Annotated in this window: 22 protein-coding genes, 2 pseudogenes and 1 riboswitch; of the genes and pseudogenes, 9 read left to right on the forward strand and 15 right to left on the reverse strand. The window is 55.4% G+C overall.

The genetic code is table 11. The annotated features are described in order from the left end of the window. Positions 1–269 precede the first annotated feature (269 nt). The 4 genes from H4Q31_RS16380 to H4Q31_RS16395 all read right to left on the reverse strand — a co-directional run bounded on the left by H4Q31_RS16380 (position 270) and on the right by H4Q31_RS16395 (position 4,365). The gene (locus H4Q31_RS16380; protein WP_185180137.1) at positions 270–1,082 is read right to left on the reverse strand and encodes an ABC transporter ATP-binding protein; all 813 of its coding nucleotides are present in this window, start codon (positions 1,080–1,082) and stop codon (positions 270–272) included. Between the two features lie 173 nt (positions 1,083–1,255). Then, entirely contained in the window at positions 1,256–2,299 is a 1,044-nt protein-coding gene (locus tag H4Q31_RS16385) for a FecCD family ABC transporter permease (protein ID WP_185180138.1), read from the reverse strand. Beyond that, a complete protein-coding gene (locus H4Q31_RS16390; protein WP_245347497.1) occupies positions 2,296–3,291 on the reverse strand; it encodes an ABC transporter substrate-binding protein in 996 nt (331 codons plus the stop codon). The genes H4Q31_RS16385 and H4Q31_RS16390 overlap by 4 nt, the downstream gene beginning before the upstream one ends. Before the next feature lie 285 nt (positions 3,292–3,576). Next, positions 3,577–3,779, reverse strand: a riboswitch (cobalamin riboswitch). 73 nt (positions 3,780–3,852) lie between these two features. After that, the gene (locus tag H4Q31_RS16395; protein WP_185180140.1) at positions 3,853–4,365 is read right to left on the reverse strand and encodes a DUF1904 family protein; all 513 of its coding nucleotides are present in this window, start codon (positions 4,363–4,365) and stop codon (positions 3,853–3,855) included. Between the two features lie 85 nt (positions 4,366–4,450). Between H4Q31_RS16395 and brfA the strand changes: the two genes are divergently transcribed. Further along, entirely contained in the window at positions 4,451–4,666 is a 216-nt protein-coding gene (brfA, locus tag H4Q31_RS16400; RefSeq protein ID WP_185180141.1) for a ribosome rescue factor BrfA, read from the forward strand. On the opposite strand, the gene H4Q31_RS16405 is transcribed toward brfA, so the two are convergent. Further along, positions 4,642–5,928 carry an ABC transporter substrate-binding protein gene (locus H4Q31_RS16405; protein WP_185180142.1) on the reverse strand — a complete coding sequence of 429 codons (1,287 nt, stop codon included), beginning with the start codon at positions 5,926–5,928 and terminating at the stop codon, positions 4,642–4,644. The two genes, brfA and H4Q31_RS16405, sit on opposite strands and share 25 nt — an antisense overlap. 2 nt (positions 5,929–5,930) lie before the next feature. Then, a complete protein-coding gene (locus H4Q31_RS16410) occupies positions 5,931–7,346 on the reverse strand; it encodes an ABC transporter substrate-binding protein (RefSeq protein WP_185180143.1) in 1,416 nt (471 codons plus the stop codon). Between the two features lie 247 nt (positions 7,347–7,593). Here H4Q31_RS16410 and H4Q31_RS16415 point away from each other — a divergent pair. The 4 genes and pseudogenes from H4Q31_RS16415 to H4Q31_RS16430 all read left to right on the forward strand — a co-directional run. Further along, positions 7,594–7,921, forward strand: a pseudogene (locus H4Q31_RS16415) (helix-turn-helix domain-containing protein); the annotation flags it as partial. A 130-nt stretch (positions 7,922–8,051) separates the two neighbouring features. Then, complete coding sequence (locus tag H4Q31_RS16420) at positions 8,052–9,278, forward strand: ABC transporter substrate-binding protein (RefSeq protein ID WP_185180144.1); 1,227 nt, start codon at positions 8,052–8,054, stop codon at positions 9,276–9,278. Between the two features lie 88 nt (positions 9,279–9,366). Then, on the forward strand, positions 9,367–9,753 hold the full coding sequence (locus tag H4Q31_RS16425; protein ID WP_185180145.1) for a hypothetical protein: 387 nt from the start codon (positions 9,367–9,369) through the stop codon (positions 9,751–9,753). Positions 9,754–9,814: 61 nt separating this feature from the next. Next, the gene (locus tag H4Q31_RS16430) at positions 9,815–11,125 is read left to right on the forward strand and encodes an ABC transporter substrate-binding protein (protein ID WP_185180146.1); all 1,311 of its coding nucleotides are present in this window, start codon (positions 9,815–9,817) and stop codon (positions 11,123–11,125) included. A gap of 91 nt (positions 11,126–11,216) precedes the next feature. On the opposite strand, the pseudogene H4Q31_RS16435 reads toward H4Q31_RS16430, so the two are convergent. From H4Q31_RS16435 to H4Q31_RS16470, 8 genes and pseudogenes are all read right to left on the reverse strand, one after another. Further along, a pseudogene (locus H4Q31_RS16435) lies at positions 11,217–11,522 on the reverse strand (IS30 family transposase); the annotation flags it as partial. 5 nt (positions 11,523–11,527) lie between these two features. Then, positions 11,528–12,172 (reverse strand): DUF975 family protein, encoded by a 645-nt coding sequence (locus H4Q31_RS16440; protein WP_185180147.1) that lies wholly within the window; start codon positions 12,170–12,172, stop codon positions 11,528–11,530. Positions 12,173–12,364: 192 nt separating this feature from the next. Beyond that, complete coding sequence (locus tag H4Q31_RS16445) at positions 12,365–13,768, reverse strand: NAD-dependent malic enzyme (protein WP_185180148.1); 1,404 nt, start codon at positions 13,766–13,768, stop codon at positions 12,365–12,367. Between the two features lie 116 nt (positions 13,769–13,884). After that, entirely contained in the window at positions 13,885–15,024 is a 1,140-nt protein-coding gene (locus tag H4Q31_RS16450) for a M20 family metallopeptidase (protein ID WP_185180149.1), read from the reverse strand. A 14-nt stretch (positions 15,025–15,038) separates the two neighbouring features. Continuing rightward, a complete protein-coding gene (locus H4Q31_RS16455) occupies positions 15,039–15,842 on the reverse strand; it encodes an ABC transporter permease (protein WP_185180150.1) in 804 nt (267 codons plus the stop codon). After that, positions 15,839–16,705: an ABC transporter permease gene (locus tag H4Q31_RS16460; protein WP_185180151.1), complete on the reverse strand. Its 867-nt coding sequence runs from the start codon at positions 16,703–16,705 to the stop codon at positions 15,839–15,841. Before H4Q31_RS16460 ends, H4Q31_RS16455 begins: the two co-directional genes overlap by 4 nt. Positions 16,706–16,708: 3 nt before the next feature. Further along, positions 16,709–17,806 (reverse strand): ABC transporter ATP-binding protein, encoded by a 1,098-nt coding sequence (locus H4Q31_RS16465; protein WP_185180152.1) that lies wholly within the window; start codon positions 17,804–17,806, stop codon positions 16,709–16,711. A 10-nt stretch (positions 17,807–17,816) separates the two neighbouring features. Next, positions 17,817–18,953 (reverse strand): ABC transporter substrate-binding protein, encoded by a 1,137-nt coding sequence (locus H4Q31_RS16470; protein ID WP_185180153.1) that lies wholly within the window; start codon positions 18,951–18,953, stop codon positions 17,817–17,819. A gap of 184 nt (positions 18,954–19,137) precedes the next feature. On the opposite strand from H4Q31_RS16470, the gene H4Q31_RS16475 reads away from it, so the two are divergent. The 4 genes from H4Q31_RS16475 (at position 19,138) to H4Q31_RS16490 (ending at position 22,770) form a co-directional block, all read left to right on the forward strand. After that, positions 19,138–19,893, forward strand: coding sequence for an IclR family transcriptional regulator (locus H4Q31_RS16475; protein ID WP_185180154.1), 756 nt, complete (start codon positions 19,138–19,140; stop codon positions 19,891–19,893). A 180-nt stretch (positions 19,894–20,073) separates the two neighbouring features. Beyond that, entirely contained in the window at positions 20,074–20,409 is a 336-nt protein-coding gene (locus H4Q31_RS16480; protein WP_185180155.1) for a PadR family transcriptional regulator, read from the forward strand. Then, positions 20,406–21,758: an FtsW/RodA/SpoVE family cell cycle protein gene (locus H4Q31_RS16485; protein WP_185180156.1), complete on the forward strand. Its 1,353-nt coding sequence runs from the start codon at positions 20,406–20,408 to the stop codon at positions 21,756–21,758. The genes H4Q31_RS16480 and H4Q31_RS16485 overlap by 4 nt, the downstream gene beginning before the upstream one ends. Positions 21,759–21,915: 157 nt before the next feature. Continuing rightward, positions 21,916–22,770, forward strand: coding sequence for an AraC family transcriptional regulator (locus H4Q31_RS16490; protein WP_185180157.1), 855 nt, complete (start codon positions 21,916–21,918; stop codon positions 22,768–22,770). A 192-nt stretch (positions 22,771–22,962) separates the two neighbouring features. On the opposite strand, the gene H4Q31_RS16495 is transcribed toward H4Q31_RS16490, so the two are convergent. Further along, positions 22,963–23,856 carry a DUF72 domain-containing protein gene (locus H4Q31_RS16495; protein ID WP_185180158.1) on the reverse strand — a complete coding sequence of 298 codons (894 nt, stop codon included), beginning with the start codon at positions 23,854–23,856 and terminating at the stop codon, positions 22,963–22,965. Positions 23,857–23,933: the final 77 nt, after the last annotated feature.

A 23,933-nucleotide genomic window follows, 5' to 3' on the forward strand; every position in this document is an offset into this window, starting at 1 on the left:
CGATCTGATCGACTTCATCCGCTCACTCCGCCGCATTCCTGCTCATGTAGTCGATCTGATCGACTTCATCCGCTCATTCCGCCGCACTCCTGCTCATGTAGTCGATCTGATCGACTTCATCCGCTCATTCCGCCGCATTCCTGCTCATGTAGTCGATCTGATCGACTTCATCTGCTCACTCCGCCGCATTCCTGCTCATGTTGTCGATCTGATCGACTTCATCCGCTCACTCCGCCGCATTCCTGCTCATGTAGTCGATCCGATCGACTTCATCCGCTCATTCCGCCGCCCCGCTCCAGCCAGCTTCCCGGCTGCAGCATCACCTGCGGCAGTCCGCTGGCGGGATGGGGCACAACGAGCGGCCTCGTCCCATAGACGCCGGTCAGCAGGTCAGGCGTCAGTATCTCCTCCGGCGAGCCGATCCCAATGATCCGGCCGCGATCCAGCAGAAGCAGGCGATCGCAATAGAGCGCCGCCAGGTTCAAGTCGTGCAGCACCGCGACGACCGTAAGCTTCGCCGTCCGCTGCCAGTCGCGGATGCGGTCTAGCAGCTGGATCTGCCGGCCGATGTCCAAATAAGTCGTCGGCTCGTCCAGCATGAGCAGCTCCGGCTGCTGCGCCATCACTTTCGCGAGCGCGACGCGCTGCTTCTCGCCTCCGCTCAGATGCTCGAGCGACCGCTCCGCCATCTCCGTCAGGTCGAGCCGGGCCATAATGCCGTCGATCAGCCCCTCCGCCGTGTCCGCCGACTCGTCGCCGAACCAGCCCTTCTGGTGCGGATAGCGGCCCATCTCGATGACCTCCCGCACCGTGAAGCCGACCGGCGGCAGCGGCTCCTGCTCGAGCACCGCCATCCGGCGGGCCAGCTCTTTGCGAGAATAGGCGGCGATCGGCCTGCCATCAAATCGGATCTCGCCGCTATCCTGCATCTCGATGCCTGACAATAGCTTCAGCAGCGTCGACTTCCCGCTTCCGTTCGGGCCGATGATGCCGAACGTCTCGCCGTACCGCACCTCAAAGCCAATGCCCTCCAATACCTTCACGCCTTCGTAAGACTTGCCGATCCGTTCCGCCCTAAGCATGCTCCGCCTCCCGCCACTTTCCCTTGGTACTCAAAGTCTCTCCGATCTCTCCCATGGAGCCTGCCCGCTATCAGCCTCACCAATCTCTCCCATGGCGCCTGCCCGCTATCCGCCTCACCAATCTCTCCCATGGCGCCTGCCCGCTATCCGCCTCACCAATCTCTCTGCAGCTCCTACCCGCCCCGCACCGCGCTCTTGCGCCGCCTCAGCAAGTATGCGAAGAACGGCGCGCCGATGAACGCGGTGATAACGCCGAGCGGAATCTCCGTCGGGCTGAGCAGCGTGCGGGCGATCGTGTCCGACCACAGCATGTACGCGCCGCCTAGCAAAGCGGACAGCGGAAGCAGCAGCCGGTAATCCGGGCCGGCCAGCAGCCGGACCAGATGCGGCACGACGAGTCCGACGAAGCCGATCGTCCCGGCGACCGCCACCGCGCCCGCCGCCATCAGCGTGCTCACGACGAGCACGACGACTTTGGTGCGCTCGACCCGAACGCCGAGATGGGCGGCCTGCCGCTCGCCTAGCGCGAACAGGTTCAGCGGCCGCGCATAGCACATGAGCACGACGCATCCGACCAGCAGATACGGCAGCAGCACGCCCGAGTATGACCACCCGCGCAGCGCCAGGCTGCCCATCATCCAGAACACGATATCATTAACGGTCTTGTGCGAAGCCGACACCATGAACGACACCATCGATCCTAGAAAAGCTTGCAGCACGACGCCCGACAGCAGTAGCGTCTCGATCCGGATCTTGCCCTGATTGCGGGCAAGGCGCAGCACCAGGTACAAGCTAAGCAATCCCGTTCCGAAGGCGACGACTGGAATGGTCCACCTGCCGAGACCCGCGAATTGCAGGCCGGTCAGCATCAGGAACGCGGCGCCGACCGCCGCACCGGAGGCGACGCCTAGCGTATAGGGGTCCGCCAGCGGATTGCGCAGCACGCCCTGGAAGCCCGCCCCCGCAAGCGATAAGCAAGCGCCGACGACAATCGCCAGCACGACGCGGGGCATCCGAATTTGGAGAACGATCTGCTCGGACGACTCCGGCCATGCTCCGGAACTCATCCACCCGGACACGCCGGGGATGGCGCGAAGCAGAATGCCCCAGACGTCGGCTATCGGCAGTCCGGCCGAGCCGAGGGACAAGCAGACGACGACAGAGAGAAGAAGGAGCGCGAGGAACGCTCCTCCCCATAGGAACCCTTGGCGGCTCATTCCTTCACCAGATCGGGATAGATCGCCTTGGCGACATCAAGCAGCCCTTGCGTAATCCGCGGACCCGGCCGCGACAGAATGTTCTCGTCTAGACCGATCACGCGATCCTCCTCTATCGCCGCAATCTTCTCCCATCCGCTCCGTCCGCGGATAATATCCTCCAATGGCTTGCCCGTCTCATAGTCGACCAAGTCCGCCGCATACAGAATGACGTCCGGATTGCTCTGCACGATCTTCTCCTCGCTAATCTCGCTCCAGCCGGTCGTATCGCCGGCGACGTTCACACCGCCCGCGACGGAGATCAGCTCGTCCAAGAACTCGCCTTGCCCGACCGTCCAGCCCGGCGCGATCTCGACGTACACCTTCTTCCGATCCTCCGGCGCTACCGCAGCAACCGCGTCCTTCACCTTCTGGATATCGGCCTTCATCGAAGCGATCAGCGCGTCCGCTTCCGCTTGGCGGTCCGTAATTAAGCCGAACTGGGCGATCGTCTCCATAACGTCGTCCATCGTCCGCGGGATGTTCCGATAGAGCTTCAGGTTCAGCGAACGGATTCGATCCGCGACGTCCTCCGGCATCGAGAGGCCCGTGATGACCAGATCCGGCGTCAGGCTGACGAGCGTCTCCTCGTTCGGCTTGATGACGTCGCCGATCTTCGGCTTATCCTTCGTCTCGGCGGGATAGTCATCGTAGTCCGATACGCCGACGACCTTGTCGCCGAGTCCGAGCGCGAACAGAATCTCCGTCTCCGCCGGCGAGGTCGAGATGATGCGCTCCGGCGCTTGCTCGAACGTGAACGACCGTCCCTGCGCGTCGGTCACGGTGAGCGGATACGTCGTATGCTTCTCGGCAGCAGCCGGAGAAGCCGATTCGCTCGCGGACGCCGAGGCGGATGCCGACGGCGATGCCGCAGCAGCCGGAGACGCGGACGAGCTTGCGTCCGGCGTCCCGTTATCAGCTCCGCACCCCGCCAGCACGAGAAGCAGCGCCATTACGCCTATTAATACCGCCGCTGCACGATTTCTTTTTGACCTGAATGAAGCTTGCCTTCTCATTCCCCTTCACTTCCCCTTCTCCCATGTTCAAGCGGGAAGGCTTGAGCCCGAATGCATGCACGCCGTATTACGCATAAGAAAGACCCCCTCGTCTCCGCGCCGAAGACAGGGGGCCAGCCAATCAGGCTATTCAGAGACACGCGATGACAGCTGCCTAACGCCCGCCGTCCATCGCCGACTCGCTAAAGTCCCGATTCAGCCGGTCCCTCTCCGCGAAGGTTACCTTGGCTTGGCTCGTAGGCAGGTTTCCTGGCTGTCGGGGATTGCCGCTATCCTCGCCTTCCCATTCCTCACGGAACAGTGGCTTGCTGAGGACAGCTCCCGATTAACAGTGGCGGGACCGCGCCGGATTCGCACCGGCTTCCCTTTTACCTTCGCCGCAGGCCGGATGGCCGGGGCGAAGCACCTACTCGCTGTGATGATTCATATCGTGGTTCAAGCACAATCGCTTTGTCGAAAATTATAGCTTATCCCTTCGGCAAAAGATAGCTTTTTCCCTCACTCTCGCAGGGCGTCTCTCAGCCTCGTCGACATCGCCGAGCCGGAGGCCGAGACAAGCGCCTTCCGCGTTCGCTGCAGCTCTTCGGCCAGCTTGCGGTTCGCCGCGCGAAGCTCCTCCAGCTCTTCATCGGCTGGATGAGCCGCCTCCGCTTCCGCTTGCTGCCGCGCTTCTGTCGGCTCCGCGAGGCTGCGCCCCGCCGAATAGTAATCGCGCGCCCGGTAGACGCGGAACGCCAGCTCCAGCTCGGGCAGGCCGAGCCCTTGGCGGATGTGCCGGTCGACGGCTTCGGCGAAGCGGTCCTGCGCTTCCAGTCCCCGATCGAACCAGGCAATCTCGATGAAGGGATACGAAGGCGCGAACTCGCCTCCCGCGATGGCAGTCGTGTGCAGGCATTCGAGCATGAAGTCGTCCGCCGGGCAACTGCAGATGGCGGCTAATTCTTCGGTCAGCGGCTTGCTGACGGAGCGGATCTGTTCAGGGGCAATTCCCCGTATGAGAAGGTGCGGCATCGTGTGTTTTTCGACTCCTGTCTATTCATTACTGGTCTCTTCATGATACCATTAAATGAGATTCCATGATGAGGAGATGAATGAGATGAGCAAGTCCAGATCCAAACAAGCCCGCTTGAAGGCGGAACGATCCGGCGCGCTGAACCCGGAGATGCTGCGAGGAGGGTGGCAGCGGAAGCCGCAGACGCAAGTACAACCGAATAAGAAAGCGCAGCAGCGCCGTACGCAATGCCGCCAGAGAGGCGGCCGCGACGGCGCTGATTCGTTGCGGAGCTACTACTTCAACGCACCTTGCGCCTGATTCTGAATAGCGACTAATGCGTCATCCAACGTCTTATTCCCGCTCAATACCTCATTCACTTCAAACGTAATAATGCTGGACAGCTCGGATTGGAACTCGGGCGGTCCCATCGGATCCTTCACAGCATGCGCGGTCTTGAATGAATAGAATGGCGCTATTAAGGGGTCATCCACATTAGACGGAATCCGTGCGAGCAGCTCCTGATCGGAGATTTGGCTTCGACTGCGGGCATACTCCTCGCTGCTCAAATATTTCAATAATTGCCACGCTGCATCTGGATGCTGAGAGTTAGCATTGATCGCGAATATACGGTTCTGAGTGATGAAGGCGCCATTCGAACGATCATTCGCATCGATCGGCGCCGTGACAATCCCCCAATGAGGCAAATTCGACTGCGACTGCATAATTTGGTTTGCTTTGAACTTATAATTTAAAGACATTGCACATCGGCCCGCAAGGAACGGATCATTGTCCTCATTCCTCAGATCTTCTTCGCTGACCAGCGAGATAGTGCCCTTCTCTAGCGCCGGAACGACCGATTGAAAGACCTTGCGCCAACTATCCGAATCTATGGTTACTCGGGCAGCGTCAGGCGTAACCGCGCTCAGATTCTGCGAGGATCCTACGACGGATAAGAGGGAAGCGATCGAATCGAACAGGTCGGAGGACAACCCGCATATTCGATCACCCGAGTGGCCGGCATCAGCCGCGAAGCGATCCGCCAACGCAAGCACTTCATCCCATGTCATGAGATCGCGGGGCATCTCGACGCCGTACTCGTTGAAGAGATCTTCGTTGTAGAATAGCGCCGCGTTAGCGAATGTTGGGGAAAGACCGTACAATTCCCCGTTGCCAGCTTCCTTAAGCTGCTTGATTAAGGGCGGGTAGATGGATTCGATATCATATTTGTCTTGTTGGATGTAAGAGCTTAGGGACACCAAACCCCCTTGGGCTGCCAGTTCTTCGTATTGGTTCAGATTCAACAGGAGCACGTCCGGCTGCTGATCCTCGATGAATGCCTCTAGCTGCTCCCGCTCATTGCCGCCTGCGTTATCGATCATTGGATATACGGCGACTTCGATTCCAGCATCGGGATATTGGCTCATATAAGCGAATCCATACTGTTCATAAAAAGATTGTTTGCCGACATACATCACTTTGATCTTCTCGGCCTCTGCCGTGTTCTGCTCCCCTTGGACACATCCCGCCAGAACGGCGATTAAGATCAGGATGATCCATCCATACTTATAGGCTTTAATCATCATTAACCTTCCTGACCGGCGAGCTCGGCTTCCAGATAAGCTTGATCTAACAGCTCCTGCCCTTTTGTCTGAATCCGGCGAATCGCTTCCTGCAGATCTAATCGATGATCGATCGCCGCCGCGATCTCTTCATTGAACATCCCCGGGAACGTCTCGAAGAACGCGATGGGAATCTCTCCGATCGAGGAAGTTCCTGGCGGCTTCGGGTCGAGCTTATAGAAGGGCTTCATCGAGCGTCCGTCTACATCGGCGTTGTAGTCGACACGGCTTAGAAGCCTTCCCGAGATGACGGTCTCGCTCTTCAATTTGGCATATTCCTCTCCGTTGATATATTTCAACAGTTCCCAAGCAGCACTCACATTCGGAGACTTAGCGTTGATACTGAATATCGATCCTAATGAGAGATCACCGCTTTGGTTCCGATGATTCGGATCTACCGGAACGGTAACTAGATTCCAATTAATCGGTTCGATGCCATACAATTCCTTGCCCATCGATAGTTCGGTCTTAAAGTTGCTGCTTCCGGCAATCATGGCAGACTCGCCTAACATAAATTTATTTTGCTTTAGTGATTCCTCTAGGCTTTGAGTCGTGAGTCCATCCCCAGAGCCTGGCGGTGAAGTCTCACTTTCTGTCGGCATGTATAGAGCTCCGCTCCGGGATGCTTCAACAACTTGTTCGATTAGATGGAACCAAGACGGAGAATCCAGTTCCATTGTGGTATAATCCGGACTAAAAATGCTTAAGTTCTCTGTGCTTCCCATCTCGCTTAGCAATGAGAAGTAGGACTGAAAAGAATAAGACTGATCGACGGTCAACCCATATATTTTCTCATTTGGGTCTGCATTTGCTACTCGATTTGCCAATTGCAGCACTTCTTCCCACGACATCGCATCCGTAGGAGGGTCAATACCTAACGATTCAAACAGATTCGCATTATAGTACAAAGCCGCGCTGGAGAAATCCGGACTTAACCCGAACAATTCATGCTCTCCGCCGCCCCTAAGAAGGTTGAGAATGCCAGGATGAATACCCTCCAGGTCGAATTGATCTTGTTTAATGACCGGTTCTAACGGGTAAAGCTGGCCTTCCAACGCCATTCTCTCGTATTCAATCGGGCTCAGAAGTAGAATATCCGGCTGGTATTCCTCGATATATTCGAGAAGCATCTCTTGGGGGTCTTGAGTCAGGTTCGTGAGCAACTTCTGATTGCTGACAACCTCGATCTTGAGATTCGGATATTTAAAGAACAGATTGCCGTATTCGCTATCGAATGCCTCCTGACTCCAGTACATGACTTTGATCGTCACTTTCTTGTTCGGGTCGAACTCCTCCAACGCTCCACCTTTGTCCTTCATACAACCGTTCAGAATAAGAACGATGAAGCATAATAGGCTAACGCAAAGCTTTCTTAACATAGGAATCACTCCGTTTAGTGGTCACGCCTCTTCTCTCAATCATTTGTAAATTATATCAAAATATAGCATTTGTGAATTTGTTTTATAGTAATTTTTATCTTCCACGTGTCTTACTGGTATTTAGACAAGACGGATTGTAATATGAAGTGCGACAGCTAAAAAACAAAGAAGCCCATGAATGGATTCGAGTAAAATGGAAGTCGCCACAACACCATTTTCACAGGAGAACCCAACATGAGCTACTCCCATCTTAGAGACGTTACATCGGCTGGGCTGGTCGACTAGAGCCATCGGTCAGCAGCTTGGCCGTCATCACTCCTCCATCGCCCGTGAACTCCATAGAGGGCAAATGAATTCGAGCCATGAGGGTGCTCCTGCTCAGGAAGCTTATCAGCAGCGAAGAGCTTTTAGCGTGCCGCCAGGCAAGTACACACCCGAGCTGGCCAAGGAATTACAGGAGAAGCTAGAGAAAACCTGGTCGCCCGAGCAGATCGCAGAGAGAAGGCGCTCTCCTCGTCGGCACTCCAATCCGTCAGCGTCCTAAAGAAGTACGCAAGCGAACGACTTTCGGCCATTCGACAGGATTCTCGGGCGTTCTACAGATAATCATAATGGTTCCAAAAAAATGAAGCTATTTACAAAATAAATAATTTATGGTAAAAATATATCACAATATAGCTTGATGCTACGGTAGGTGATTTGTTTATGGATTCACAAAAGTTTAAACTCCATTTTTTATATTTTCTAATTTTTATTTTTACATTCACTGGCTGTACTGATGGGGATATTTCACCTCATAGTAATAGACACATTGTTTTGCGAGTTGGTTTCGTAACAGAGGAAAAATTCCAACAAAGATTTGCTAATTTGATTGAGCAGGAGTTTCCCAATTATCGAGTAGAGATTGTTCCGATGAAGGATGTCATTCGATATCAGCAGTCCATTATCGATTGGATCAAATCCAAACAAGTGGATCTACTCTATATTCCCTCCTCCAATTACCAAGAGTTAATCGATGCTAACATTTTGCGAGACTTAGAGCTTTATATGGACAGAGGTGACTTTCTCAAAGATTCAGTACTTCCTAGTGTAATGGAACTTGACCGAGCTTACGGTGGAGGGAAAGTATACGGACTCCCGACTAATTTCTATAGTGAAGCGATCGCCTATAATCAGGATCTATTTGAGCGAATGAACATCCCATTCCTAACAGACGGAATGACATGGCCTGAATTGTTTTATACGATGCAACGATTCGAAAAAGGATTGTCTGTACATATGGCATCGCCTTTTCATTTGCTGACTCAGATGGGCCAGTCGGAACAAATTCAAATGATGAATACTGCAGATCAAATGACGCTCAATAGTCCGACTTGGGAGACATTATGGAAGGTAGTAACGGATGCAGCAAGAAACGGCGGTATTCATTTTGATGAGGAAAATCAGAATCCATTTATTACTGGAGACAGAGCTGCGGCACTTATATCCTATGATGAATATAAAATTTTGGAGCAATCCAAGCCTTCGTTTAAGTGGTCGTTAGTATCAATGCCGACAGGGATCACCGGCCAAACATCTTCCATCATTGCTGATGGTTATTGGTCAATCCCTGTCTCATCTAACAATCCGGAAGATGCTTGGAAGATGATAGCGTTTTTCATGAGTGGGAAAGTAGCTAAGTGGGGATACCGCTCCGATTATGGATTTTCCACTTTGAAGCAGGAAATATCATTGAACCCGGACGATGAAGATCAACTGGAGGCGTTTTACAAAGACCATCCTCAAATACCGCTTTCACTTACTTGGTCTAGTTTTCTGCCTGACCTTGTGAACAATGTATTTACAAAAATAGTTACTAACGAGTCGTCTGTTGAAGATGGCTTACAACAATTACAGCAACAGGCGGAAATTGAAGTTAAAAGAAAGCAATGATGCACTCAATCCAAGCTGATCATTCTGGTGTATACAATTCGTAATAAGGGATTGTTTACATATCAAAATAGAAAGAAGGGAGGAACGGATGGCCGTTCAAAGTAGTTCATTTACAGCCTTGATAATCTTAGGAACTGCCACGGCGATCCCGGTTTTTGCGGCAGTCGACCCCTACGCTGAAACGGTGGCGTATATCGACTGGAGCGTAAATTACAGCAACAAGGTTAGAGGGAAGGCTTATGCTATTACTTCCAACCCGAGCATGACCAAAATAAATGTAACGGCTTCATTTTACCAAGATGGAACAAAGAAAGAAAGTGGGACAGGCTCTACTACAAATTTAAATCAAGAAGCATATTGGCTCACAAAAGACGGAGTGTATGATGAAACAAATTCATACTCTATGGATGTTGCTTCAAGAACCTATTATTCAGGTGGCAGCTACGACCAGCAGTACGCAAGCACCACATGGTAAATTAAATAGCAACAGAGTGGAGAGTCATCTCCACTCTGTTGCTAAGTGGGGGGGGGGTATTTTGCGTAAGCTAGTCACTGCAATTATGGTCTGTTCACTTAGTCTTATTGGAAGCGGGTGTAGCCGTCCGCAGCCAGAGCCGGTAACGATCACAGTCAATTACCCCTCCTCTCAACAATTTTACAAAATGTATGGTTATGCATTCGAGGAGGCTCATCCAAACATAACGGTTCAAGTGGTTCCGGATCTAATGAAGGGAACGGATTCTCCTCCCTCTACAGACGTTGTCTATATGAACAGCCAGCCGCTCTTCGAACAACGGATCGAGCGGGGGGAACTAATAAGATTAGATTCTTTGATCCGTCAATCGAAATTTCAGATCGACTCTATGACTCCAATCGTTACTTCTATGCTCAAATCAGCAGGCAACGGCGAACTCTACGGATTGGCGGCCACATTTCAATCAGATGCTCTGTTTTACAACAAACGATTGTTCAACGAATATCAAGTCCCTTATCCTCACGACCAAATGAGTTGGGATGAGGTGCTTGAGCTCGCCGAACGATTCCCACATCAGAACAATGACGGCATGCCCTTATATGGGATGCAAATGAATTTTTATAAGAATGTATCCTTTAACTACATTTTGGATATGGGAGCAACGGAGGGCCTGTCTTACATCGATCCTAATACATTAAAGATAACAATGAACACGGAGAAATGGGAGAGAATCTGGAATGTCGCTGTTAGCGCCTTCCAGTCCGGTTCGATATACGACAAAGGGGAGGATGCTGCCGAGGAAAGCGTAGGGCATCCGCCTTTCTATATGGAACAAGCAGCCATGACCAAAGCTTCTTTTATAACCGCCTATAATTTTGAACCATTCTCTCAATATCAGGATGGGAGAACGATAGAATGGGGTGTGGTGACAGTCCCGGTTGATCCGAGCAATTCAACGTTGTCTCATTCATATTCGATTTTCGACATCTATGGGATATCCTCTTCAGCTAGTCATCAGCAAGAAGCTTGGGAGTTGATCCAATTCATCGCCGGCGATTCGAAAAACAATCATTACCTTACTCAGGCCAATGTCGGTCGCGGCCTGCCTGTGAATCTTGACGACATGAAGCCGATTCCGGGGCATGACCTCTCTCCGCTTTACCGTTTGTTACCGGCGGATGAACCTGTTAATCCATATTTACTGATGGATGCATCCATCCTAGATTCCTTCGCAGATGCAGCCCAGCAGATCCTAGACGAAGCCATTGCTGGAGAGATTACGATTGAAGAAGCGTTGGAGAGAGTGGAGCGAGAAGGACAGTCCGCTGTTGACGAAGCAAGGAATAAACTAACAGTGGGCGGTCGAAAATGATATTTTAAAGCCAGATCCGCAACAAATCAGCGCCGTCGCGTCTGCCTCTCTGGCGGCATTGCTTACGGCGCTTTATTGTTGTGACGGATTGTCAAGCTAAGTGCGACTGTTCATCCATGAATGCTTCGTGAGCAGATTTCCAGTCAGGGCATTTTCGAGGCCGGTTCTTGATGAGGCGTATGGCTTCCGAAAGTTCCTCGTCTGTGACAGCGGCGAAATCGTGTCCCTTTGGGAAGAACTCTCGTAATAAACCATTGGCATTCTCATTGGAACCGCGCTGCCATGAAGAATAAGGATCTGCGAAGTAGACCTTGATGTCGTGAACTTTCTCTAGCGCAGCATAGCAAGCAAACTCCTTCCCTCGATCGGTCGTAGCCGTCTTGAAGGCTCCTTGTGGGTCGTTTAGTTGGTGAACGCAGCCGAACCTGGTACTGGCGGCGGAGGAGGAGGAACTTCGGCCGAACGGCTCCGCAGATCCTCATAGAAGTGAGCCTCAGCCGTAGTGATGTAGGGCACGACCCACAAGAGACCGATGCCAAGCGGAATGCTCCCCAGAATATACCACCCGATAAATGTCAGATACAGGACGAACAAGCGCCACTTATGCCCCTTCATCATCTGCTTGCTTTGGCTAATCGCCTCCAGAGGACCGATCTCCGGGTTGTCTCTCAGAATGTAATAGGCCATCTTATACCGGAAGGCTGCGATGATGCCCGGAATAATGAATAACAGCGTCCAGAGAAAAGTGAAGATTCCCATTAGCAAGCAAAGCAAGAACGCATCGACAAACCGCTCGAACCCGCTGAAGACAGCTCTGACCCCTAAGCCCTCACCTCGGGCGACTCCAAGGAAGAAGGCGTAGAAGCCCAAAGCCAGCGGCCCCGCAAGCAACAGCTCCACAATCCATCCGATGAATGGGATGTAGTTTAAGGAGCCGATCACCATTGCCGCAATGAGGTAAATAATCGTTGCTCCGACTGCCTTGCCCCAGTTGCCATCCAGACTTTCTCTTGCCCATGCGCGAATCTCCGCACTTCTTGGCACCATTCCGATTAACGCCACCTTTGCAATTAAGAATCATAAGCAGCTCAGCAGAATCAGCTCTATAGTTTATTCGCGCCTGTACACTCTCAAGAACGTTAAGCCGAATATTAAGGGCAAGATCCAAACGGAATAGCCCGGCATCCATGTAGGATACCGGGCTAACTCAAGCTTGCCATTATAGCGCTGTTAACATCATCATCTAAAGTCCGGCGGCGTGCGGCGCGCGACCCCGGTCAGGATCGCCGTCTCGACGACGGCGTGCCGCACCTTGGCGACGACCTGCTCGTTGAAGATACTCGGAATAATATAATGCTCGTTCAGCTCGTTCTCGGTGACCACGGAGGCGATCGCCCGCGCGGCGGCCAGCTTCATCGGCTCGTTGATCCGGCGGGCTCGGCAATCGAGCGCTCCGCGGAACACGCCTGGGAACACGAGCACGTTGTTGATCTGGTTCGGGTAATCGCTTCTTCCCGTCGCGAATACTTTGACGAGCGGCATCGCCACTTCGGGATTAATCTCCGGATTCGGATTCGCCATCGCGAAGACGATGCGGTCCGGCGCCATCGAGGCGACGTCTTCCGCGGACAGCACGTTGCCGCGCGACACGCCGATGAAGATGTCGGCGCCGCGGATGACATCGCTAAGCTTGCCGGGCTCCGCCTCCACCTGCGGCTGCTCCGCCAGCCATTGCCACATCGGATGCTCGTAGCTTCCGCCCCGCACGATCGCCCCGTCGCGGTCGACCGGCACGAGCCGGCGAACGCCTGCGGCCAGAAGCATCTTGCAGATAGATACGCCCGCCGCTCCGATGCCGTTCACGACGACGCGCACTTGGTCGATGCGCTTGCCGGCTACCTTGAGCGCGTTCAGAATGCCCGCGATGACAACGATGGCGGTGCCGTGCTGATCGTCGTGGAACACCGGAATCTCCAGCTCCTCCTCGAGCCGCTTCTCGATCTCGAAGCAGCGCGGCGACGCGATATCCTCCAGGTTAATCCCGCCGAAGATCGGCGCGATCGCCTTGATCGTTCGGATGATCTCCTCGGTGTCCTTCGTGTCGAGGCAGATCGGGAACGCATCAACGCCCGCGAGCTGCTTGAACAGCATCGCCTTGCCTTCCATGACCGGAGCCGCCGCGTAGGGACCGACATCGCCAAGCCCGAGTACAGCCGTGCCGTCGGAAACGACGGCAACCGTATTGCGCTTGATCGTCAGGGAATAAGCTTTGTCCGGCGATTCGTGAATCGCCATCGACACCCGGGCGACGCCCGGCGTATAGACGCGCGACAGATCGTCGCGGTTGCGGATCGCCATCGTCGGCTGGACGGAGATCTTCCCGCCAAGGTGCGCGAGGAAGGTTCGGTCGGAGACGTTGACCAGACGGAGGCCATCCATCTTCTCCAACGATTCAACAACCAGCGACTCTCCGTTCTCCGTCACATCAACCGTAATATCGCGGACCGAATGCTCCTGCCCCGGGCGAATGACGTCGATCGAGATGATGTCACCCCCCGCCTGACCAATCGCCGCTGCAACATCGCCGAAATGGAGAAGCGAATGGTTCATTTCCACCCGCAGAATGATACTGTTGTATGCCATGTCGTCATCGATGCCCCTTTATGATATGGTTCCCGCCGCCAATCAATTCCAGTATGGTCGAATCAGGTGTACGCAAGACTTCGCCGCAAGACTCGCGTAATCCTTCCACAACGAGTTCAGCAGCGTTCGATCAGGCGTGCGAGCAGCAGGGTCCTGCGAGGAATCTCCTCCAGCTCCACATATTCCTTCGGGGAATGGGCGAAGTCGCCGCGCGCACCGAGTCCGTCCAAGGTAGGGATGCCTAGGGCGGCGGTGAAGTTACCGTCGCTGACGCCCCCTGTGGCCGCTTCCGGGAGGTTCAGGTTCAGTTCGTCTTGGGCAATCTGCCGGGCCAGCCGATACAGCCTTCCGGCCTCCTCTGTTCGGACCATCGGAGGCCGCAGCATCCCGCCGCTTATCGTCAGCTTCGCGAAGGGGAGCTTCGGCTTCAAGCCCATGACGGCTTCGTGGATGCGTTCGGCTTCCTCCTTCGTCGCCACCCGGACGTCGATCTCCGCCTCTGCGCTGCCGGCCACCACATTGCTAGCAATGCCGCCATGAATGATGCCCACATTCACGCTCGTGCCGGTCTCGAAGTTATTCAACGCCTGCAGCGCCTGGATCTGATAGGAGAGCTCATGGATCGCCGACACGCCCTTCGACGGGTCGACGCCCGCATGGGCGGACACGCCTTCGATGACGAGCTTGTAGCGGCCGCTGCCCTTGCGCGCCGTCTTCAAAGCGCCGTTCGGCTCCATCGGCGGCTCAAGCACGAGTACGGCGCTCGCGGATCCCGCCTCTTCTTCGATGGCCGCACGGGACGTGACGCTGCTAATCTCTTCATCGCTGTTGATGAACACCGCGACCGTCTTGTCCGCGGGGAACCTGCCGGCTTCCTTCAGCGCCTTCAGCGCGAACATCGCCTGCAGCAGCCCCGCCTTCATATCGTACACGCCCGGGCCATAGGCGCGTCCGCCGCGAATCGTGAATGGCCTGCGCTCCGCTTCGCCCGCCGGCCACACCGTGTCCAGATGGCCGAGCAGCAGCACGCGGCGTTCCCCTTCTCCGGCTTCGCACAGAAGCCGGTCTCCGTACTCTCGGTTCGGCTGGCGGCTCACGCGGCCGCCGACGATCCGTTCAAATTGGAACGCATACCAATCCGCCATGCGATCGGTATGCGTCTTGTCGGAGGACGGTGAATCCATATTCACGCTTTCTTCAAGGAGCTTCAGCAGTTCCGGCATGTAAGATTGTATGAGCTGGTAGATGTCTGTCATAAGACGACCTTTCATTAGGAGTGTGATTGGGTATTCACGCCGAACAACCGATCCAGACCGTAGACCTTCTCCAAGAGAAAGATAAAGACGACGCTAAGCAAGATCACGACCGATGAGATGGAGGCGACCAGCGGGTCCAGAATCTCCTTCATGTAGCTGAAGATCGCCAGCGGCAGCGTGGTGGACGTAGGCGTGACGAGGAACAGCGACACGGTGACGTTATCGAACGACGTCAGGAACGAGAAGATGAACCCGGATAGGACCGCCGGCCTCACGAGCGGCAGCGTAATATCCCAGAATACTCTCATCGAATTGGCCCCCAGCATATAAGCGGCCCGCTCCAGCGTATAGTCGTAAGTGCTCAGTCCGGTCAGCACGAGACGCACGACATACGGAATGGAGATCAGAATATGCGCCAGCAGCAGCCCCGCGAACGTGCCCGCTATACTGATACGCGTGAAGAAGATTAGCGCGGCGATACCGATAATGATGGCCGGCACGGTCAGAGGCGACAGCAGCAGCGCACTGATGAATTTGCGTCCCGGAAACTTGAACTTGCTGATCGCCAGCGCCGCGATCGTGCCGACAACGGTAGCCGCAGCCGCTGAGATGACCGCCAGCTTCAAGCTGTACTTGAAGGCGTCCACGAACTGCGGCCGATCCAGAATCTTCTCGTACCACCGCATGGAGACGCCCTCCGGCGGAAACGTCAGGAAGTTCGAATCCGTGAACGAGGTCGGGATGATCACGATCAGCGGCGAGATGACGAACAGCAGAACGATGAACGTAATGATCCCAAGCCATGGTATTCGTCTCATGCTCCGGAGAACACCTCCTTATATCGGCGCGTCTCCACGAGCTTCGTGAAGATCGTGACCAGCGCATAGGTCGAGCCCAGCAGCAGGAAGGACAGCGCTGCGCTCAGAGGCCAGTTAAGCGTAATCATGACGTTCTCGTACGTGAGGACCGGCAGCACCTTGACCGCCGAGCCGCCCATCAGCGCGGGCGTCACATAAGCGCTCATCGACAAGCTGAACACGAGCGTCGAACCCGCGAGGATGCCCGGCAAGCTTAGCGGCAGCGTGATGGAGACAAATTTTCGAACACTCGATGCTCCTAGAATGCCCGCCGCCTTGTAGAGCGACGTATCCACGGCATACAGGCTTGTGACCAGCGCCAGCACCATGTAGACGATATACGCATCGGTCAGGCCGATGACGACGCCCAGCTCGTTGTACAGCAGCTTCAGCGGCTTATCGATAATCCCGAGATTCATCAACGTCGTGTTGATCCAGCCCTTGTTCCCCAGAATGACCACCCAGCCGAAGTTGCGGATGACGACGCTGATGAGGTGAGGCGCGATGATGAGGAAGGTCACGACGCCGCGCATGCGGCCGGACGCCTTCGCCATGAACATGGCCACCGGGTACCCGAACACCAGACAAGCGAGCACGGTATAAAAGCTTAATTTGATCGTTCGCCATAGAATCCCGACATAATAGGAATCGTGCAGGAAGAGCGCGTAGTTGCCCAAGCTGAACTGCTGCTCTTCATTCTGCAAGCTTAGCGCGAAGATATAAACCATTGGGATGACGAACGCAACGAGCAGCACCAGCAAGACAGGGGCCAGCAGGAGAAGCGCATTGCGAAGCGGACGCCATCGCGAATTGTGTGCCCCCATCCGCTAACGCTCCTCTCCCGGGAAGACGAACACGTCCTCCGGATGCCAGATCAAGGCGACCGGATCCCCCGGCTTTAAGCCGGCATGCTCGCCGATGGTTTGAATGCGAACCGTCACGGTCGCGGATCCGATCTCCACGTCGCATTCAGCGAAGGCGCCGAGGAAGGACAGTTGGCGAACGCGTCCTTGCGCCGAGTTGGCCCCCAGCGGGTTCGTTCCCGGCACGGCCAGGCGAAGCTTCTCCGGCCGGATATAGGCGTGCGCGGCGCTGCCGGCAGTCAGCTTCTGGCCCTTGGCCGTCGCTTGCAGCTTAAAGCCCGCGTCCGCACGAAGCTGCAGCGTCTCGCCATCTTGAACTTCCACGACGGCTGGGAGCTTGTTGGACTTGCCAATGAACGTATGGACGAATTCCGTCGCCGGGCGATTATAGATCTCCAGCGGCGTGCCGATCTGCTCCACCTTGCCGTTCGACAGCACGACGATTCGATCCGACAGGTATAATGCCTCTTCTTGATCGTGCGTGACGAAGATCGTCGTCACGCCCGTCTCCATGTGCAGCCGCTTGATCTCCTCGCGGAGCTCCTCCCGCAGCTTGGCGTCCAAGTTGCTGAGCGGCTCGTCCAGCAGCAGCAGAGAAGGCTCGATGACGAGCGCCCGGGCAATCGCGATCCGTTGGCGTTGGCCGCCGGACAGCTGCTTCGGGTAGCGGTCGGCCACTTGCGGCAGCTTCACCAGCTCCAGCGCCTTGGCGACTCTCTGCTTAACTTCCGCCTTCGGCACCTTTCGCAGCTTCAAGCCGTACGCCACATTCTCGGCGACGGTCATGTGCGGGAACAGCGAGTACGTCTGGAACACCATGCCCAGCTCGCGCTTGTTGGAAGGCACGCCGTTCATCCGCTTGCCCTTGATCCGAATCTCGCCGCCGTCCGGTTCGAGGAAGCCGGCGATCATGTTCAGCGTCGTTGTCTTGCCGCAGCCCGACGGGCCCAGGAAGGAGATGCACTCCCCCTCCTGGATCTGCAGGTCAAACTCGTCGACAACGATGTTGGAGCCGAACGTCTTGCGCACTTGTCTCAGTTCAACATCGATTGTTTGGCTCATCATTTAACCCTTACTTTCCGACCTTCGTAGCGATCTCTTTGTTGAAGCGGTCCAGCCAAGCCGGCATACTCTCGCTAATAACGTTGTAATCGAAGTTCACGATCTTGCTCGTATCGAATTCGAGCAGCTTCGCCGTCTCTTCCGGCAGCGTCACGTTCGTCGCCGGATTGTAGTACAGCTTCGTGGCGAAGAGCGTCTGCACTTCATCCGTCAGCAGGAAGTCGATGAACGCCTTCGCCGCGGTCGGATGCTTCGAATTCTTGACCAGCGACGCGACCGTCGGAACCATATTCGCGCCTTCCGCCGGAACGACGAATTCCAGATCCAGGCCCGCTTCCTTCTGCACAATGCTGCGCGCCATCGTCCAAGCCGTGTATACCGCGGATTCATCCTGCAGATTCTGCTGCAGCTGCGCCGCGCTGGTGGAGAAGGTCGGCAGGTAGCCGGCGATCGTCGCCAGCTTCTCGAAGCCCGGGTCCATATTGCTCTCCGAACCGCCATTAGCGTAGGACAGCATGATCGTCGCGGAACGGCCGAAGTTGCTGGTGACGTCCGTCATAGTCAGATTGCCCTTCATCTCCGGCTTCGCCAAGTCGTTCCAAGAGGCCGGAATCGGCAGGTTCTTCTCCTTCACCAGCTTCGCGTTATACGAGATGCCCATCGGCGTGAAGTCGATCGTCACGCCGCTGTTCTCCTTCACTTGCATCTGCGGAAGCACCTTGGTCATGTTCGGAACGTCCGCTTCGGTGATCGGCTCCCACAAGCCTTCCTGGCGTCCGTTCTCCTGCTCGCCGGCTTCGATGAAGGCGACGTCGAACTGCGGGGATGCTTGCGAAGCCTTGGCTTTGGCCACGATCTCAGTCGCGACGCCAGACATATAAGTCAGCTTGACGTCTGGATATTTTTCATTGAATTTTGCGAAAATTTCATCTTCGAAAAGCGCTTGCACGGTTGCGCCGTTGCCGGCAATGATCAGTTCTTTCTCGAGAGCAGGCGCGGCGGATTCGCTTGCGGCTTGGGCGGACGGCGACCCGGATGCGGCAGAACTCGCTTCAGGCACATTCGAGGAATTAGAGGATCCGCAGCCGCTAAGCAGCAAACCTGCCAGAGCGGCAGTCGATAATACCGGCAATACTTTTGATTTCACGTACAATGACCTCCTCAACGAATTGTTCACACATAGTGAACGTTGTTTTTTTATGGAAAACTTATTAGAATCTTAACACGGGCTTAATATTCTTTCAATCCGTAAAGTTAGAAAAATTGACACAGTTTAACTGGAATTGTTAAACTGTGCTCGGTCTCGTCAATTTGACAAAGGAGAGGAATCAATGGATAACCATTTGTCCTCGGTCAAGAACAGCTGCCATCTGCTCAAGCTCTTCCTGGATTCTCCGAAGGAGCTTGGCGTCACCGAGATCTCGCGCAAGCTGGACATGTCGAAGGGAGCGGCGCACAAGATGCTGGGCACCTTGGAGAGCGAAGGGTTCATTCGGCAGAATCCGGCGAACAAGCAATATTCGCTCGGCTATACGCTCCTTGAATTAGGCAATCAGGTGCTGAAGAATCACGACCTGGTCGAATTCTCGAAGCCATCCATGCAGCGTCTGTCCGACGTATCGAAGGAGTTCATCTGCCTATGCGTCAAGGACGGCCCAGATGCGATCTACGTATCGAAGATCGAATCTCAATATCCGATCCGATTCATCGTCGAGACGAGCCGCAGGTTCCCGCTCTATGCAACATCGGCCTCGAGGGCCATATTGGCGAACCAGCCGCAGGACTTCATTGATCACATTCTGGAAAATGAGATTAAGACGTATACGACACACTCGCTCCGAACGCCAGAGCAAATCAAGCGCCGGCTGGCGGAGATCCGCGAGCAGGGCTATGAGTTCAGCGCCAACATGCGCAACGTCGGCGTCACCGGCATCGCCGCGCCAATCTTCGATACGAACGGCGAGGTGAACGCCTCGATCAGCTTGATGGGGCCGACCGACCGAATGGAGCCCAAGAAGGAAGAGTGGATCCGCCTCGTCGTCGATGCGACGCTGGAGATATCGAGAGGCATTGGGTATCGGGGTTGATCAAATGGCGGGGAAATGAGACAGTCCCTCTATCCATGAGGAATGGATGGGCGGACTGTTCTTGCTTGAAGCGATATTACAGCGAATAGCCATTGTAAATGATTGGCTGCCTCATTATAATAATACCTAGATTTACGATGCATCGGTTTGATAAGTATTATATTTAACGAGGTGGACGCCATGAAGGTCGGGAAGGAATTGCTTAAAGGGAGCACCGTTATTCTCGTATTGACGCTGCTCGATCGCAAGGACATGTACGGCTATGAGATGGTGCGCGAGCTGGAGCAGCGATCGGGCGGTATTCTCAACTTGAAGGAAGGCACGCTCTATCCGATTCTGCATTCACTCGAGTCGGACGGGCTGGTGGAAGCTTACTGGGATGAGCAAGGCAGCCGTCCTCGCAAATATTATCGCATCACCGGCAAGGGCAAGAAGCAGCTGGAGGAACGCAAACAAGAGTGGAGCCTGTTCAGCGGAGCGGTGAACCGTGTGCTCGGCGAGGGAGGCGCAGGATGAATCGGTCGTTGCGAGAGGAACACATCAAGGCCTATCTCGATGAAGTGTGCCGTCACATCCGCGCCAAGGACAGGCACGAGGAGATTCGGCTGGAGCTTGCTGGACATCTCGAGGAGATTACAGATGAACGGCTTGCCGAAGGCATGGATGAAGAAGATGCGATTCGGCAAGCCATCCGGCAGATGGGCGATGCGCGCCGAATCGGCCTGCAGCTGCACCGAGTACATAAGCCGAGGACGGAATGGAGCCTCGTCATCCTGGCGGTCCTGTTAGTTGGCTTCGCAATCGTTGCGATGTATGCTCTTCAGGAAGGCACAACTGGCGCCGTAAGCCGAATTCCGTTCATGGAGCACAAGCTTCTGTTGTCAGGCGCAGGCATTGCCGCGATGGCGCTGCTGTATTTCTTCGATTACCGGAAGCTCCGGATGCTGTCCTGGTTCCTATATGGGGCAGCCGTGCTTCTGATGCTATGGCCGAGACTAGCGGGATCTCCCGCCATTAACGGCCAGTTAAAGTGGATCTGGATCGGCGTGTTACGCTTGGACGTGACGTCTATTGCCCCGTATCTCTTCATGGCCGGCATCGCCGGACTGTTGTCCTTCGGCGAATGGGACAGCCGGTTAAGCATGCGCGCAGTCCCGCGCTATGTGAAGGAGTCGCTCCTCTACTTCGCGGTGCCGAGTTATCTATACTTGCTAAGTCATTCCTTCATCACATTGGCAATTCACTGCTTTGGAGTAACGATCATGATCCTTGCCCTGGGGCAGTGGAGACGATACATAGCTTATCTCGTGCCCTTCGCAGCCGTTATTTCGTTAATCATTGGACTTAAACCGTCAAGTGTATACCCTTTCTACTTGTTCCGGATCCAGTCCTTCTTCGATCCGTCCACTAGTCCATACCTATATCTCTCGGAGGATTGGCGCAGCTTGCTCCGATCGGCAGGCTTCTGGGGGAGAGGCATCGGACAGGAGACGCCCCAGCTAGTCTATTACTACAGCAACAATATTTTCGCCTATTTGATCTACATCTTAGGATGGGGCGCGGGTCTGCTCCTGGCTGCGCTCATTGCGTTGCTCTTATTCAGAGCTGCCCATGTCGCGAAGCAAGCAGCCGATCCCTTCGCGCGAACATTGGTCATAGGGGTAACGTCCATTCTCGCCTTCAAGTTCGTATGGAGCTTGCTGATGTCCGTCGGCCTTCTGCCTTATATCGGAGTCACGGTGCCGCTCGTCGGTTACAACGGCTTCAGCACGGTCGCGGAACTGTCCGCGATAGGCATTCTGCTCAGCGTCTACAGGCGCAAAGACGGCGCTAGGCGGAGCCGCGCGCCGATCAAGCAGGGATAGGCTTCTTCATCAGAATCATGCCCCTCCCTGGCTTCAGATTAGTTCCATTAGATCGCATCTCTAGTTCAAGAAGAGGCACACTGTCCTCACGCAGCACAGAATGACCGGACACAGCGTGGCCGGCGGCTTAGAATGAATATCGGGAGTGAGAGAGCTTATGTCATGGACGGACCACTTGCAGAAGGCGATCGACTTCATGGAAGCGCACTTGCTGGAGGATTTGACGATCGAGCGGATTGCGAAGGAAGCGCATGCGTCTCCATATCATTTTCAACGGACGTTCGCGATTCTGACCGACATGACCGTCGGCGACTATCTTCGCAAGCGCCGGTTGACGCTCGCCGCGGAAGAGCTGTGCAGATCCGACGCCAAAGTCATCGATCTGGCCTTGAGATACGGCTACGACACGCCCGAATCGTTCGCCAAGGCGTTCCGCAAGCAGCACGGCGTCACGCCAAGCGAAGCGCGGAACAACCAAGGCAGGCTGCAAGCCTACAATCGCCTGATGATTCAGGTCACGCTGAGAGGAGCGGAACCAATGAAGTATCGAATTGTGGAGAAGGAAGCATTTCAAGCAGTCGGCGTAAGGCGTGAATTCTCGCTCGTGAACGGGGAGAATTTGAAGGGCATTCCGTTGATGTGGCAGGAAGTCCACCGGGATGGGACGAACGATCGGCTGGCGGGGCTGAACAACGGCAAGCTCGAAGGCATGCTCGGCGTGTGCGTCAGCCTTGGCGATCAGCCGAAGATGGACTACTGGATCGCGGCCGCCTATGAAGGCGACGTGCCGGAAGGGTTGGAGCGGCTGGAGATCCCCGCTTCCAAGTGGGGCGTATTCGAAGTGCGCGGTCCGATGCCGGACGCGATTCAGGCGGCGTGGAAGAAGATCTTCACGGAATGGTTCCCGTCCAGCGGCTACGAGCAGGCGGGATCGCCGGAGATGGAAGTGTATCCGCTCGAGAACGCCTATGCCGCGGATTACTACTCCGAGATTTGGATTCCGCTGAAGTAACAGGCTGCTCTCAATCGCCCTGTGTGCCCGGAACGACGAAGTCGCGTTCCACCCTTCTAAACAGGATAATCGACTTACTACTGTGACCTCAACACCCATCAAATCCCACCCTTAGCTAAAAAAAGTAAAATTCAATTCTCGCAGTCTAGCTGCTATCACTTCGGCAAGTTCCTCTGCGGGCGCAATCCCCCCTTACAAGTCAAACAAATCGAGCTGCTCGGCTTCCTGCCCCGTCTCCGCCGCTCTCTCCAACGGATCCCGGCCTTCCGGCGTGCGAAGCCCGAGCAGGCTCATCATCTCCGCGGCGTTGTCCGCCGCATCCCCACCCGAGTTGTTGTTGAAAATCACGCCGATCCGCCGCGTCTGCCGCAGCAGCGCTTGGAGACGATCCCGCCATTCCTCCAGCTCCGCGCGGCTATAGCGGTACAGATACCGGACCTCGCGCCAGTCGCGACGGCCCCCGCCGCTCCGGCTCCAGCCCGCCGCATGGCGGCCGTGCATCCGCACGATCGTGTACGCCGCATCCGTCGCCTCCAGCACGATCGGCACGGACCCGTCGCCGGCTTGCGGCTCGTCGCAGACGCTGTGAATCCAGCCCTGCTCCCGCATGAAGTCAAGCGTCCGCTCCCGGTAAGCGGGCGCGAACCAGCTCTGGTGCCGGAACTCCAGCGCGCAAGGGATACCCTCCATCCGGCGCTTCGTCTCCCTCAGCAAGCTCACGTTCTCGCGCGTACAGTCAAACCACGGCGGGTACTGGAACAGCGCCGCCCGCAGCTTGCCCGCCGCCATCATCGGCGCAAGCGACTCGCGGAACGCTCCGTACATCTCCTCCGGCTCCTTGTAGTACGGCCGGCCGCGCTGGTGTCCCGTCATCTCCTGATACGCTTTGACGATAAATCCGAATTCCCCCGGCGTCTCCTCCGCATACTTCGCCATCCGCTCCTTCGGCTGGATCGCGTAGAAGGAGCTGTCCACCTCCACGAGCGGATGATGCCGGCTGTAGGCGGCGAGCTTGTCCTTCGCCTTGACTCCCTGCACATAGAGACTGTCATGGTCGCCCCAGCCAGCCAATCCGACTTCGATCATAACCTCTCGCCCCCGGCTTCCATCTCCACTTATTCTACCTGTTCGGGCCTCCAAGCGTAAATGTTGTCTATAATCGA

The sequence above is a fragment of the Cohnella lubricantis genome (assembly GCF_014212015.1).
GTDB lineage: Bacteria > Bacillota > Bacilli > Paenibacillales > Paenibacillaceae > Cohnella > Cohnella lubricantis.